Source organism: Lederbergia citrisecunda, from assembly GCF_018343695.1.
Classification (GTDB): domain Bacteria; phylum Bacillota; class Bacilli; order Bacillales; family Bacillaceae_C; genus Lederbergia; species Lederbergia citrisecunda.
Map to the genome: position 1 here is coordinate 3,612,511 of NZ_JAGYPJ010000001.1, position 13,820 is coordinate 3,626,330.

Genomic DNA, 13,820 nt, shown 5'->3' on the forward strand with positions numbered 1-13,820 from the left:
GACGTTGCCAGGCAACTAAAGACATTATTAGTGGATGTCTTTTTTTTTATTTGAAAGGGATTGATGACTTAAACATCACTGATTTGAATCCTAAGTCCTCTATCATCGGATAGTGCCCTAAGTCTCACTACTTTCGCAATGATAAGGTCACTAATCTGATTATTGACGCCCTAAGACCTGCTGTTTTCCACTTTAAAAGTCATCAATCCGGCTAGTGAAGCCTTAAGTACTACCAAGGTTTAAGATGAAGGTATAACCAATAATAGTTTAGCAGCCCTTTATGGCTAAAAAATGCGATTATTGAATCTTTCATCCTACAGTACTTGGAAATCCCCCTGTTACAATAGCTTCCTCCGTAAATACTCCTCTACTAGAAATGGGCCTTTTTTTTCAGTGATCTCTAGGAACGATTTAATTAAAGGGAAATCGGAGTTGGGTGATGTTTTTATTAAATCAATCCACCATTCCGTTTCGTATCGGGAAATCATGCTTAAATTATAAAGTAATAGATAATGTACAATCATATCTGGAAGTACCATATTAGGATATAGTTCTGCAGGCAGATAAAGATTTTGCTTAAAAATATGATAGCGAAAAGGAGGAGAAATGATTTTTTGTTTTTCAAAAGCAGGTAGCGCTAGCCTATCTTCTCTCCAAACTATTTTGCCTGCATATTTTCCCATCAAAAATTCCTTTAGTCTTTTTCCGTCCATAAAATACGATTCATGAATTGTTTTTGGGATTCTCCATTCTTTATCACAAATTTCAAGAGAAATCATATTAGGTTTCCCCAAAATATGCTGCATAGCATCGTCCAACTCGACAATGATGGATAGGAGATCTCCCATGATAAATTTTTCTCCTTCGAGGTGTTTCACGTGGAACAGTTGTTCCGAAAAGAACGTACATAGTCCATTTTTTTGTACTTTTATTTCATCATGTAAAAATTTATAATGGCGTTTTTTTCGTTTCCTCGTTGATACTCCATGTGCTAAAACAGTTGTTGAATTTGGGTAATACGGATCAACTGTAAGAAGACATGCCTTTATTAAGTGAATGAGGCCGTAAAATAACAAAATGGGTCTGATGGATAATGGCGATAAAGATGCTTGTTTATAAAATACTTCCCCTTGTTCAAGATAGAACATAAATGCATAGCAATTGTCATAGCTTTTTGATTCACTATCATCCATCTCCAACGCTACATAGCATTTTTTTAAGTAATGCTGAGTCGTTTCAGCGGATTGAAAGATAGTAAAGTGCTTCCAAATATCGTCTTCTATGTACAAGGTTATAACCCCCAAATTATTTGAAAAATGGAACATCACGTTATATTCTTGACAGTATTTTGTCCAATTGATAACCTACTAATAATATTTTGGGCAGGAGGACAAAAAAATGTGGGAATCAAAGTTCGCTAAAGAAGGTTTGACATTTGATGATGTGCTATTAATTCCAGCAAAATCGGAAGTTTTACCTAAGGACGTAAGTTTGAGAGTAGAGTTGACGAATACGTTAAAATTGAATGTTCCTATCATCAGTGCAGGAATGGATACTGTTACCGAATCTGAAATGGCAATTTCAATGGCTCGCCAAGGTGGCCTCGGAATTATTCATAAAAATATGAGCATCGAACAGCAGGCTGAGCAAGTGGATAAGGTAAAACGTTCTGAAAGTGGCGTTATTACGGATCCTTTCTTTTTAACTCCTGAACATAAAGTGTATGATGCCGAGCATTTAATGGGAAAATATCGAATTTCTGGTGTTCCTATTGTTAATAATGAAGAAGATCGAATTTTAGTAGGGATTATTACGAATCGCGATATGCGCTTTATTCAAGATTATTCTTTATTAATTTCTGATGTTATGACGAAGGAAAATCTTGTAACTGCACCAGTTGGTACATCACTTTCTGACGCAGAAAGTATTTTACAGCAGCATCGTATTGAAAAATTACCTCTTGTTGATGAAAAAGGTGTTTTACAAGGATTAATTACGATTAAAGACATTGAAAAAGTCATTGAATTCCCTAACTCTGCTAAAGATGAAAAGGGTAGATTATTAGTAGGTGCAGCTGTCGGGGTTACAAAGGATACGCTGAAACGAGTGGACTTGCTTGTTAGATCGCATGTTGATGTTATCGTTGTCGATACTGCTCATGGACATTCAGCGGGCGTTATATCGACTGTAAAGGAAATACGTAACCAATATCCAAATTTAAACATTATTGCAGGGAATGTTGCGACAGCTGAAGCAACAGCGGAATTATTTGATGCTGGGGCGGATATTGTCAAAGTTGGAATTGGACCAGGATCTATTTGTACAACTCGTGTTGTAGCGGGTGTTGGTGTACCACAAATTACAGCGGTATATGATTGTGCGACAGAAGCAAGAAAGCGCGGAAAAGCGATTATAGCGGACGGTGGAATCAAATACTCCGGAGATATCGTAAAAGCATTAGCCTCTGGTGGACATGCGGTCATGCTAGGAAGCATGCTTGCCGGAACGTCCGAAAGCCCTGGAGACACAGAAATTTTCCAAGGACGCCGTTTTAAAGTATATCGTGGTATGGGCTCAGAAGCCGCAATGGAAAAAGGTTCTAAGGATCGTTATTTCCAAGAGGATGCGAAAAAATTTGTTCCTGAAGGAATTGAAGGTCGTTTGCCATATAAAGGACCACTTGCAGATACACTTTACCAATTAACGGGTGGTCTTCGTTCTGGAATGGGTTATTGTGGAGCGGCAAGTTTGCAAGAACTCCGTGAAAATTCACAATTTATTAGAATGACAGGGGCAGGATTGCGTGAAAGCCATCCTCATGATGTGCAAATTACGAAAGAAGCTCCAAACTATTCAATCTCCTAATTTTTGTCGAAAAAAAGAATTTTATATCATTTTGATAACTCAATATTTTAATGGTAGAACCATGTGCTCCCATGCTCATGGGATTCTACCATTTTTTTGTTAGAGATGAATTACCATTGTCGTCTACAAAAACATCACTATCTATGTTAAAATGACAAAGGTGTACATATAAAGTTGGAGGGCTAACTTGTGAAAAAGAGATCGTACAAAATAATTATTGCTTTATCCTTGGCTATATTAATGCTATTAAGTTCGATACAATTACCAAATCGCGCTTTTGCGCAGGATTCTTTAAATATAAATGCTGATGCTGCTATTCTCATAGAAGCAAGTACAGGTAAAATTTTATACGCCAAAAATGAAGATACGGCCCTAGGCATTGCGTCTATGACGAAAATGATGACTGAATATATTATGTTTGAAGCGATCCATGATGGAAAAATTAAATGGGATCAAGAACAAACGATTAGTGATTATGTAAATAAAGTATCAGTTGATACAAATCTGTCCAATGCACCGCTTGAAAAAGGGGAAAAGTTTACGATTCGAGAGCTTTATGAAGCGATGGCGATTTATTCTGCAAACGGTGCAACAATTGCCATTGCTGAAGCGATTGCTGGTTCGGAAACAAAATTCGTTAAAATGATGAATAATAAAGCAAAAGAACTTGGGTTGAAAAATTATAAATTTGTTAACTCTACTGGTTTAAATAATCGTGATTTAAAAGGAATGCACGCTGAGGGTACGGGTCCAGAAGATGAAAACGTAATGTCCGCAAGGTCTACTGCGCAATTAGCCGCATATTTATTAAGAGACTATCCAGAAGTATTGGAAACGACTAGCATTACGAAAAAAGAATTCCGCACGATGCCTGGTAAAATGAATAACTGGAACTGGATGCTTCCAGGATTGGTTTACGGGTATGAAGGAGTCGATGGACTTAAAACGGGTACGACTGATTTTGCAGGATATTGCTTTACAGGTACAGCAAAACGCAAAGATTTAAGGGTAATCACCGTTGTCATGAACGCAAAAAATGCACAAGGACAAGGTGATTACAAATCTCGTTTTGATGAATCAAAAAAAATGATGGAATATGCTTTTACTAATTTCTCCATGAAGGAACTTTATCCAAAGCATTATACAATCAAGAAAAGCCAATCATTGCCTGTTACGAAAGGGAAGGAAAAGTCTGTAAATATTTACACAGACAAACCTGTAAAAGTAGTTGTCAAAAATGGTGAAGAAAAGTTATATAAACCAGTTTTTAAGGTTGAAAAAAAGAAACTGAATAAAGAAGGACAATTAACAGCTCCGATCAAGAAAAATGAAGAAGTAGGTACACTTGATCTTAAATATAGTGGCGAAAATGATTTTGGTTATTTATCAAAGAATTTTGCACCAAAAATTAAAGTGGTCACTCAAGATAAGGTCGAAAAGGCCAATTGGTTTGTTTTATCGATGAGAGGAATTGGTGGATTTTTCTCTGATATTTGGACAAGTGTCACGAAAACAGTGAAGGGCTGGTTCTAACCTAGTAGCAAAGCAGCTAATTTCAAACCTATGCAGGGATTGAAGTTGGCTGCTTCCCTATATTGACACAAAAGTATTTTTATAGTTAACTAAAGTTGGTATCATATAATTCCGATAGTTTAACTTAATATAGAAAAAGACGCGATTATATATAATCTTATACTTGCACATATTAAGTTAAAGCTGTCAGTAAATAGATGACGAGGCGCCAGAAAATTGGCGTCATATATTTTAAAAAGAAAAGAATGAACATTTAAACTTTAAAGGGGAGACTGGAAATGAAAACTGGAACAGATCGAGTGAAGCGCGGCATGGCAGAGATGCAAAAGGGCGGCGTAATCATGGACGTAGTCAATGCGGAACAGGCAAAGTTAGCAGAGGAAGCTGGAGCGGTAGCCGTTATGGCGCTTGAGCGTGTTCCGTCTGACATTAGGGCAGCGGGTGGAGTAGCTAGAATGGCCGATCCAACCATTGTTGAAGAAGTAATGAAGGCAGTTTCTATTCCAGTTATGGCAAAAGCGAGAATTGGTCATATTGTGGAAGCTCGCGTTTTGGAAGCGATGGGTGTTGACTATATCGATGAGAGTGAAGTTCTAACCCCTGCAGATGAAGAATTCCATTTAAATAAAAAGGAATATACTGTTCCATTTGTGTGCGGCTGCCGCGATTTGGGCGAAGCTGCTCGCCGTATCGGTGAAGGTACTTCGATGCTTAGAACAAAAGGAGAACCAGGAACAGGCAATATTGTTGAAGCGGTTCGCCATATTCGTAAAGTAAATGCGCAAGTGCGTAAAGTGGTAAATATGAATGAAGATGAATTGATGACGGAAGCGAAATTACTTGGCGCTCCGTATGAACTTTTACTTGAAATTAAGCGACTTGGCCGCTTACCGGTTGTGAATTTCGCAGCTGGTGGGGTAGCGACTCCTGCGGATGCAGCTTTAATGATGCAGCTTGGAGCTGATGGTGTATTTGTAGGATCAGGAATTTTCAAATCGGAAAACCCTGCTAAATTCGCTCGTGCCATTGTAGAAGCGACAACTCATTATCAAGATTATGAATTGATTGCAGAGCTTTCAAAAGGATTAGGTACTGCTATGAAAGGTATTGAAATTTCTACACTATCCAAAGAAAATCGTATGCAAGAGCGCGGGTGGTAATATGATTACGATCGGCATACTTGGATTGCAGGGAGCGGTTCGTGAACATGTAAACGCCGTAGAACAGTGTGGAGCGAAAGCAATCATTGTAAAAACGGTCGAACAATTAGCCGAACTTGACGGATTAATTCTTCCTGGCGGTGAAAGTACAACAATGCGCAGATTGCTCGATAAATATCATTTTATGGAGCCTTTAAAAGAATTTGCGGCAAGTGGAAAGCCGATGTTTGGTACATGCGCGGGGTTAATCCTACTAGCAAAGCGGATCGGCGAGGCTAATGATGTCCATTTAGGTCTCATGGATATCACGGTTGAACGGAATTCTTTTGGCCGCCAGGTAGACAGTTTCGAAGCTGATCTTACAGTAGCGGGAGTAGCAGACTCCATGACAGCCGTTTTCATTAGAGCGCCGCATATTGTTGAAGCTGGTGAAAATGTTGAAATTCTTGCTAAATATAACGGAAGAATTGTAGCGGCGAAAGAAGGACAGTTCCTTGGGTGTTCCTTCCATCCTGAATTAACGGATGATACACGTTTAACCCAGTATTTCATTGATATGTGTAAAGATGCTAAAGAAAATACTGAAAAAAATATTGATATCGATATAAATGTTGCAATCGACGTTTCGATATAGTATAGTATGAAGAAATTTATCATAAGTAATGCGATGAGAGGAAATAGTAGCAAGTATTGCAGTCTTAAGAGAGCCGATGGTTGGTGAAAATCGGCGGTGCATATTGTGAATCCATCCTCGAGCAAAATGCCGAACGCTATATGCCTGTAAGCATTTTCGGTTCAGAGCCGTTATCTAATAAGTGGAAGGCGCAAGCTTTCAATCTGGGTGGCAACGCGGGTAACTCTCGTCCCTATTTGGGGATGGGAGTTTTTTGTTGTTTTCGATAAAATAAAGGAGGAAATAAAATGCTTGATATTAAATTGTTGCGAAGCAATTTGGATGAAATTAAAGCTAAGTTACACCATCGTGGAGAAGATTTAACTGATTTGGACAAATTCGAAGAATTGGATCATAAGCGTCGTGAAGCCATTGTAAAAGTAGAACAGTTAAAAAGTAAGCGTAATGAAGTATCCCAACAAATTGCTTTGATGAAAAAGGAAAAGCAAAATGCGGATGATGTAATTGCAGAAATGCGTGCAGTAGGTGATGAAATAAAAGAGCTTGATACAATGATTCGTGAAGTGGAAGAAGAGTTGGATCATTTGATGCTATCCATTCCGAATATTCCTCATGAAAGTGTACCCGTTGGTGAGACGGAAGATGATAACGTGGAGATTCGCAAATGGGGAGAGGTTCGAGCGTTTGAATTTGAACCAAAGCCACACTGGGAAATTGCCGGAGAACTTGAGATTTTAGATTTCGAAAGAGCAGCGAAAGTGACTGGTAGCCGCTTTGTTTTTTATAAGGGCTTGGGAGCACGTTTGGAGCGTGCGCTAGTTAGCTTTATGCTCGATCTTCATATTGAAGAGCATGGATATGAGGAAATTATGCCGCCTTATCTCGTGAATCGCACAAGCTTGACAGGAACTGGGCAGCTTCCAAAATTTGAAGAAGATGCATTCCTTGTAGAGAGTGAAGATTATTTCTTAATTCCAACAGCGGAAGTACCTGTTACAAATTATCATCGGGATGAAATTTTAAGTGCGGATCAATTGCCTTTAAACTACGCTGCATTCAGCGCTTGCTTCCGTTCTGAAGCTGGATCTGCTGGTCGAGATACACGTGGTCTCATCCGTCAGCATCAATTTAATAAAGTGGAGTTAGTAAAGTTTGTAAAACCAGACGACTCTTATGCGGAGCTTGAGAAATTAACAAGTCATGCGGAAAAAGTGCTGCAGCTTCTTAATTTGCCATACCGAGTGTTAAGCATGTGTACAGCAGATCTTGGGTTTACAGCAGCTAAAAAATATGACATTGAAGTATGGATCCCAAGCCAACAAACGTATCGTGAAATTTCTTCTTGTTCAAACTTTGAAGCATTCCAGGCTAGACGTGCAAATATTCGCTTCCGCCCAGAGCCAAATGCGAAACCACAGCATGTTCATACATTAAATGGTTCTGGTTTGGCGATTGGAAGAACAGTAGCGGCTATTTTGGAGAACTTCCAGCAAGCTGATGGCACTGTAGTGATACCGGAAGTACTTCGTCCATATATGAGAAATAAGGAAGTAATTGGTTAATAAGAGAACCCTGTGAAAAAATCTCACAGGGTTTATCTTTTTAGGTTGACTTTATACTTTATCGTTGGTACAATATTTTTTGTTGCTATGGAGGAATACCCAAGTCTGGCTGAAGGGATCGGTCTTGAAAACCGACAGGCGGGTTAAACCGCGCGGGGGTTCGAATCCCTCTTCCTCCGCCATAACTAACATGCATAATATTGGAGATAGAAAACCCGTTGTGAACAGACAACGGGTTTTTTTTATTTTCTTATTAAAAAGGCTATAGTCTAGTACCAAGACTTTGTCCCTTTTCCTAGGATAAGTCAACATCGACAGACCAATATCCCTGCACCAAAAACTATGTAGATGAACAATGCTTTTCTAATGCTTTTGGATTTTATTTGAAATTTGTTCCACAATGGACTCCAAAGAAGTTTGATCATTTAGTAAATCATAATCCTTAATATTCAACTTCATCACTGGGCATAAATCGAAGCAACGAATCCAGTTTTCATATCGATTATGTAATTCAATCCAATATTCATCTGATGTTTTTGTTTCCATAGGCCTTCCTCGCAAGTGTATGCGCTCTAAAATATATTCAAGCGGACCATCGAGATAAATGAGCAAGTCTGGCTGAGGAAAATAAGGGGTAAGCACCATCGCTTCAAATAAATTTACATATGTCTGATAATCAATTTCCGTCATCGTCCCATTTTCGTAATGCATTCTTGCAAAAATATCGGCATCTTCATAAATGGAGCGGTCTTGAACAAATCCTCCACCTGCATCATATATCCGTTTTTGCTCCTTAAAGCGTTCAGCTAAAAAATATATTTGTAAGTGGAAACTCCAACTTTTAAAATCCTCGTAAAACAGATGAAGATAAGGATTCACGTCTACTTGTTCAAAAGAAGTTTGAAATTGTAGAGCATTAGCTAGTCGTTTCGTCATCGTCGTTTTCCCTACACCGACTGTTCCGGCAATTGTAATAATGGAGTTTTCAGGTATATGGTATTTACGTATATCCATTAAATAGAGCTCCTTTTTTCTATTGCTGGTTGCATGAATGAAAATATCGTTTTTAGATCATCTGGATTCCCTACAAAGTCTATATCGGTTACATCAATTCGAAGTACTGGTGCAGGGAACTTTTCCATAAACTCTTCGTAATCAACTGATAGCTGTTGAAGATAAAACGGATCCATATTATGTTCAAAGTGCCTTCCTCGCTTTTTTATTCTATCCATTAATATATTTATGTCTGCGGTCAAATAAATAATCAAATTAGGTTTAGCAAAATCATGGGTGAGGATATGGTAAATTTGTTCGTATTTTTGATATTGATTGGGATTTAACGTTCTTTTAGCAAAAATGATGTTTTTTAAAATGTGATAATCGGCAACAACAGGGCGTCCGACACGTAAATAATCCTTTTCCATATCACTTAGCTGTTTATAGCGATTGCAGAGAAAAAACATTTCTGTTTGAAAAGCCCATTCGTTAATATTTTCATAAAACTTATGCAAGAATGGATTTTCTTCCACAATTTCTTGTAAAAAATAATAACCAAATTGTTTGGATATCGTACTTGCTAAAGAAGTTTTCCCAACCCCAATAGGTCCCTCAACAGCGATAAAAGGAATTCGTTCCATTAAAAAACCTCCCCATGTTTTATATACATGATATCATTGGGAGGAATTGGGAGAAACGATTGTGAATGAATCTCCCTCAATATTATTTTTTGACTACGTTAAAATTATCCGTAATTAATAGCCAGTTTTGTGGGAAGGATAGTCCAAGCTTCCAATAACTTACCCCTCGAAGCTTTAGCTCTTTTACGAGGTCAAATTTAGCTTGTATCGATCTTGCATCTTCGAACCATACTTCATGCTTTTTCCCGTCCTGTGCTGTATACGTAAAAAAGGGTGCCTGGGCTTTTTGATCGTATTGGATAGAGACATTGTTGGCAGCTGCTATTTCAATTGCTCGTTGCGGACTAACTGCTTTGGCCGTTGTTCCTTGTACAAACGGGAGTGTCCAATCGTATCCGTATAAATTTTGTCCCATAAATATTTTGTTCGAAGGGATTTCGGTAATTGCATATTCCAATACATCACGGACTGGTCCTATAGGAGAGACCGCCATCGCTGGCCCACCACTATAACCCCACTCATACGTCATGATGACAACATAATCTACAATTTCCCCATGTGCCTTATAATCATGTGCTTCATACCATTCCCCTTTTTGAGTGGCGCTTGTTTTTGGAGCAAGTGCAGTCGAAATCATTAAACCCTCATTATGGAATCGGTCTCGGGCAGTACGTAAAAAACGATTATACGCTTCACGATCCGTAGGTAAGATTCGTTCCAAGTCAAAGTGGACATCACCGAAGCCAACACGTTTTGCTTCTTTAATAATATTATTTAAAAATGTGTTTTGAACCTGTTGATTCGTAAGGAGAACATGACCTAATTCAGAACTGAATTGCCCAGCTTCCTGATTGGCAACGACCATTACTAAAGTGTTCCGATTTGCACTAGCGATGGATGGGAAATTATTCAGTGGAGGGGCTGTCAATGACCCATCCTTCTTTGCTAAATACCCAAAAGGTGATAAATACGTTAAATATGGAGCAGCTTGCCTTGCACTCGTTTCTAGAGTTGGAGAGACCGTTTTACCTAATGGTTCAACATAGGCATTGAATTCTCGATCTGATTTTGGTTTTTCAGGAATGTATAGACGTAAGCCAACATAAATCGGTTGATTCACTTGAATTCCATTAATACGGGCTAATTCTTCGTAGGGAATTCCAAATTTGCGCCCAATCGACCAGAGGCTGTCCCCACTTTTGACCCAATAGAAACTACCTACGATTGGAATGACTAAAGCCTGGCCAACGACAAGTTTATCTGGATTCGGAAGATCGTTTGCTTCTGAAATAGTGTTGGCTGGTAGACTGTACATTGAAGCAATGGATGTCAATGTCTGATTAGCCTCAACAATATGAATTTGCATGGAATACCTCCTTTAACATAGAAAAGTGCAAGCGCCTTGCTCATCGACGTACAAACCCACAGGATGTAGGTCCGTCGATAGGCGCTGGAGCTAGACACTACAACTTAAATTAACAATAAAAGCTATTGTAGATTTTATTATCCTTAGAACCAAAGTAATGGTTATAACCATTTTATGAAGGGAAAATTGGGAATAGACATGATTTCAATAAAGATGTTTTGTAAAATAAAGATATTGACCGTATAAGGAGAAACTAAATGGAATTAATAGATGAAAAGTTGATGAGAGCGGCGATAAAGGAAGCTGAAAAGGCGAGAGACAGTCATGAAGTACCAATTGGAGCTGTTATTGTGTTAGATGGAGAAATTATAGCAGCCGCCCATAATTTACGGGAAACGGAGCAAAATGCTACTGCTCATGCTGAGATTTTAGCGATTGAGGAAGCTTGTAAAAGATTAGGAACATGGAGATTAGAAAATGCTGAGTTATACGTGACTCTTGAACCATGTCCGATGTGCAGTGGGGCGATCATTTTATCAAGGATAAAAAAAGTCGTATATGGGGCAGCGGATCCAAAAGCCGGTTGTGCAGGAACATTGATGAACTTACTCCAAGACAGCCGTTTTAATCATCAGAGTGAAGTTGTGGAAGGTGTATTGAAGGATGAGTGCGGGGCACTTTTAAGTCGATTTTTCCGAGAGTTGAGAGAAAAAAAGAAAATGGAAAAACAAAACAATCAGTAATCCCGTTGAAACATTGATTTTTTAGAGGGAAAATAGTATACTAAATTATGCGCTAACTACTTGCGCAATTGAATATGGTATCAATTTTGCCGTGCTAGACGGGGAAGTAGCGGAGCCCTGTAACCCGCAATCCGCTCCAGCGGGGTTGAATTCCTTCCCGAGGCTGTTGTACTGTAGGGTCTGCCTCAAGTAAGTGGTGTTGACATCTGGGTCCTGCGCAATGGGAATCCATGAACCATGTCAGGTCCGGAAGGAAGCAGCATTAAGTGGAACCTCTCATGTGCCGCAGGGCAGCCTGGATTGAGCTAACTGCTTGAGTAACGCTTATGGTACACAGTCAGAGGAAGGTGTGCGGCAGTTTAAATTGTATATAAAAACCCATTCACTTGTGAATGGGTTTTTTTGCATATTAAAGTAAAATAAATTGTCATTCCCCGGGAAATAAACTCGAAAAATGGTGAAAATGTGAAATTACTGATGAACATAATTGAAAAATAGGGGTTATAATAAAAAGATTCTTTTCAACATCATTGGGATATTCATTTTGTAAATACCTCCATGGATAAGGTATAATAAAAGGACGAGAACAGAATGGAACGTAAAAAGAGGAGGGGAGTATCGTGTACCAAGCACTATATAGAGTATGGAGACCACAATCATTTGCAGATGTGATTGGACAGGAACATGTAACGAAAACATTGCAAAATGCTCTCCTCCAACAAAAAACTACCCATGCTTATTTATTTTCGGGGCCACGAGGTACGGGTAAAACGAGTGCAGCTAAAATTTTAGCTAAGGCAGTCAATTGCGAAAGAATGCCAATAGCTGAACCTTGTAATGAATGCTCTGCTTGTCTTGGGATTACAGATGGGTCGATTCCGGATGTAATTGAAATTGATGCTGCCTCAAATAATGGGGTCGAAGAAATACGGGATATCCGTGATAAAGTAAAATATGCGCCTAATGCTGTACCGTATAAGGTCTATATCATCGATGAGGTGCATATGCTTTCCATCGGTGCATTTAATGCCCTTTTAAAAACATTGGAAGAACCACCAAAACACGTGATTTTTATATTGGCGACTACAGAGCCTCATAAAATACCGCTGACGATTATTTCCCGATGCCAACGCTTTGATTTTAAACGGATTACAGCTCAAGATATTGTTGGGAGAATGGCTCATATTGCTACAGAATCCGGCCTTCAGTATGAAGATAAAGCGTTGCACATTATTGCGCGAGCTGCAGGCGGTGGAATGAGGGATGCGTTAAGTCTACTCGACCAAGCTGTTTCTTTTAGCACAGATCGTGTCAAGGTGGAAGATGCTTTAACGGTAACAGGTTCCGTTTCTCACCATTATTTGAATAAAATAGGCAGAGCTGTTTATGAAAAAAATATTCCAGAGGCTTTGGCCTCGCTCGAGGAATTAATGCTAGAAGGAAAAGATCCGGCTAGATTTGCTGAAGATTTGATTTTGTATTTTCGCGATGCCCTCCTTTACAAAACGGCTCCAAACCTAGAGGAATCGTTGGAGCGTGCCATGCTTGATGAGGATTTTACGAAGCTTGCGAATGGAATTCAACCGGAGCAAATATATGATTATATAGATATACTAAATCATACTCAACAAGAAATGAAATTTTCCAACCATGCACGTATTTACTTGGAAGTCAGTTTAGTCAAGCTATGCCAAGCGGAAACAAAAAAAGCAATAGAAGTGGTTGGAATTCAAGAATTGCATGCTAAAATAGAGTCACTTGAAAAAGAACTTACTTTATTACGAACAAATCACAAGCCCATGGAGGAAGAATCAAAAGCTCAGTCTCCTAATAAGAAAGCAGCTCGTCAGTCAAAAGAATTCCGAGTAAATACGAGGATGATAAGGGAAATATTGACTGGCGCGACGAGAGAGGATTTAAATTCTGTTAAGAGCCATTGGGGTGAATTGCTGGAGGCACTCAATAGTAGGCAAATGCGCTCCCAGTCAGCCTTATTAAATGATGCAGAACCGGCAGCTGCTTCACCAAATGGATTCATATTAAAATTTAAATATGAAATACATTGTAAAATGGCGATGGAAAATCAAACATTCCTTGAGATTACATCAAATATCCTTGAAGAAATTACTGGGAAACGGCTTCAATTTGTAGGAGTTCCAGAAGACCAGTGGACGGAAATTCGTGAAGAATTTTTACAAAACCATAGTCAGGATGGAAAGAAAAACGATGAAGAACACGAAGATCCACTTATATCTGAAGCGATGAAGTTAGTAGGTGCCGATCTTATTGAAATTAAAAATTAATGATTATTTGGAGGTAG

Annotated in this window: 12 protein-coding genes, 1 tRNA gene, 1 other RNA gene and 1 other annotated feature (1 of these 15 running past the window's edge); of the genes, 10 read left to right on the plus strand and 4 right to left on the minus strand. The window is 38.8% G+C overall.

Annotated elements, in window-relative coordinates; genetic code table 11:
• Window positions 1–113, plus strand: the 3' portion of a protein-coding gene (locus tag KHA93_RS17540) for a hypothetical protein (RefSeq protein WP_213111911.1). 85 nt of this gene lie to the left of the window's left edge; only the last 113 of its 198 coding nucleotides appear in the window; its start codon lies off the left edge, out of view; its stop codon occupies window positions 111–113.
• A 225-nt stretch (window positions 114–338) separates the two neighbouring features.
• On the opposite strand, the gene KHA93_RS17545 is transcribed toward KHA93_RS17540, so the two are convergent.
• Window positions 339–1,289 (minus strand): YaaC family protein, encoded by a 951-nt coding sequence (locus tag KHA93_RS17545; protein ID WP_233711216.1) that lies wholly within the window; start codon window positions 1,287–1,289, stop codon window positions 339–341.
• A gap of 109 nt (window positions 1,290–1,398) precedes the next feature.
• On the opposite strand from KHA93_RS17545, the gene guaB reads away from it, so the two are divergent.
• The 6 genes from guaB to KHA93_RS17575 all read left to right on the plus strand — a co-directional run bounded on the left by guaB (window position 1,399) and on the right by KHA93_RS17575 (window position 7,936).
• Window positions 1,399–2,865: an IMP dehydrogenase gene (guaB, locus tag KHA93_RS17550; protein ID WP_213111912.1), complete on the plus strand. Its 1,467-nt coding sequence runs from the start codon at window positions 1,399–1,401 to the stop codon at window positions 2,863–2,865.
• A gap of 240 nt (window positions 2,866–3,105) precedes the next feature.
• Complete coding sequence (locus KHA93_RS17555) at window positions 3,106–4,398, plus strand: serine hydrolase (RefSeq protein ID WP_213113013.1); 1,293 nt, start codon at window positions 3,106–3,108, stop codon at window positions 4,396–4,398.
• A 278-nt stretch (window positions 4,399–4,676) separates the two neighbouring features.
• Window positions 4,677–5,558: a pyridoxal 5'-phosphate synthase lyase subunit PdxS gene (gene pdxS, locus KHA93_RS17560; protein WP_213111913.1), complete on the plus strand. Its 882-nt coding sequence runs from the start codon at window positions 4,677–4,679 to the stop codon at window positions 5,556–5,558.
• 1 nt (window position 5,559) lies between these two features.
• Window positions 5,560–6,192 (plus strand): pyridoxal 5'-phosphate synthase glutaminase subunit PdxT, encoded by a 633-nt coding sequence (gene pdxT, locus KHA93_RS17565; RefSeq protein WP_213111914.1) that lies wholly within the window; start codon window positions 5,560–5,562, stop codon window positions 6,190–6,192.
• A 24-nt stretch (window positions 6,193–6,216) separates the two neighbouring features.
• Window positions 6,217–6,429: a binding site (T-box leader), on the plus strand.
• Between the two features lie 50 nt (window positions 6,430–6,479).
• On the plus strand, window positions 6,480–7,754 hold the full coding sequence (gene serS, locus KHA93_RS17570) for a serine--tRNA ligase (RefSeq protein WP_213111915.1): 1,275 nt from the start codon (window positions 6,480–6,482) through the stop codon (window positions 7,752–7,754).
• Between the two features lie 89 nt (window positions 7,755–7,843).
• Window positions 7,844–7,936: transfer RNA gene (locus tag KHA93_RS17575), tRNA-Ser, on the plus strand.
• A 181-nt stretch (window positions 7,937–8,117) separates the two neighbouring features.
• Here KHA93_RS17575 and KHA93_RS17580 read toward each other — a convergent pair.
• The 3 genes from KHA93_RS17580 to KHA93_RS17590 all read right to left on the minus strand — a co-directional run bounded on the left by KHA93_RS17580 (window position 8,118) and on the right by KHA93_RS17590 (window position 10,757).
• Window positions 8,118–8,768: a deoxynucleoside kinase gene (locus KHA93_RS17580; protein WP_233711217.1), complete on the minus strand. Its 651-nt coding sequence runs from the start codon at window positions 8,766–8,768 to the stop codon at window positions 8,118–8,120.
• Entirely contained in the window at window positions 8,768–9,391 is a 624-nt protein-coding gene (locus KHA93_RS17585) for a deoxynucleoside kinase (RefSeq protein WP_213111916.1), read from the minus strand. Before KHA93_RS17585 ends, KHA93_RS17580 begins: the two co-directional genes overlap by 1 nt.
• 82 nt (window positions 9,392–9,473) lie before the next feature.
• On the minus strand, window positions 9,474–10,757 hold the full coding sequence (locus KHA93_RS17590; RefSeq protein ID WP_213111917.1) for a glycosyl hydrolase family 18 protein: 1,284 nt from the start codon (window positions 10,755–10,757) through the stop codon (window positions 9,474–9,476).
• Window positions 10,758–11,014: 257 nt separating this feature from the next.
• Here KHA93_RS17590 and tadA point away from each other — a divergent pair, with 257 nt between their 5' ends.
• The 3 genes from tadA (at window position 11,015) to dnaX (ending at window position 13,803) form a co-directional block, all read left to right on the plus strand.
• Window positions 11,015–11,500, plus strand: coding sequence for a tRNA adenosine(34) deaminase TadA (gene tadA, locus KHA93_RS17595; RefSeq protein ID WP_213111918.1), 486 nt, complete (start codon window positions 11,015–11,017; stop codon window positions 11,498–11,500).
• An 89-nt stretch (window positions 11,501–11,589) separates the two neighbouring features.
• Window positions 11,590–11,855, plus strand: an RNA gene (ffs, locus tag KHA93_RS17600) — signal recognition particle sRNA large type.
• Window positions 11,856–12,117: 262 nt separating this feature from the next.
• Entirely contained in the window at window positions 12,118–13,803 is a 1,686-nt protein-coding gene (gene dnaX / locus KHA93_RS17605) for a DNA polymerase III subunit gamma/tau (protein ID WP_213113015.1), read from the plus strand.
• The last annotated feature ends 17 nt before the right edge of the window (window positions 13,804–13,820 follow it).

What these genes read in the sequence shown, in the direction of transcription:
- guaB (WP_213111912.1), top strand. Translation starts at nt 1,399, where the DNA reads ATGTGGGAATCAAAGTTCGCTAAAGAAGGTTTGACATTTGATGATGTG.
- KHA93_RS17590 (WP_213111917.1), bottom strand. Translation starts at nt 10,757, where the DNA reads ATGCAAATTCATATTGTTGAGGCTAATCAGACATTGACATCCATTGCT.
- KHA93_RS17580 (WP_233711217.1), bottom strand. Translation starts at nt 8,768, where the DNA reads ATGGATATACGTAAATACCATATACCTGAAAACTCCATTATTACAATT.
- tadA (WP_213111918.1), top strand. Translation starts at nt 11,015, where the DNA reads ATGGAATTAATAGATGAAAAGTTGATGAGAGCGGCGATAAAGGAAGCT.
- KHA93_RS17585 (WP_213111916.1), bottom strand. Translation starts at nt 9,391, where the DNA reads ATGGAACGAATTCCTTTTATCGCTGTTGAGGGACCTATTGGGGTTGGG.
- pdxS (WP_213111913.1), top strand. Translation starts at nt 4,677, where the DNA reads ATGAAAACTGGAACAGATCGAGTGAAGCGCGGCATGGCAGAGATGCAA.
- KHA93_RS17555 (WP_213113013.1), top strand. Translation starts at nt 3,106, where the DNA reads ATGCTATTAAGTTCGATACAATTACCAAATCGCGCTTTTGCGCAGGAT.
- pdxT (WP_213111914.1), top strand. Translation starts at nt 5,560, where the DNA reads ATGATTACGATCGGCATACTTGGATTGCAGGGAGCGGTTCGTGAACAT.
- serS (WP_213111915.1), top strand. Translation starts at nt 6,480, where the DNA reads ATGCTTGATATTAAATTGTTGCGAAGCAATTTGGATGAAATTAAAGCT.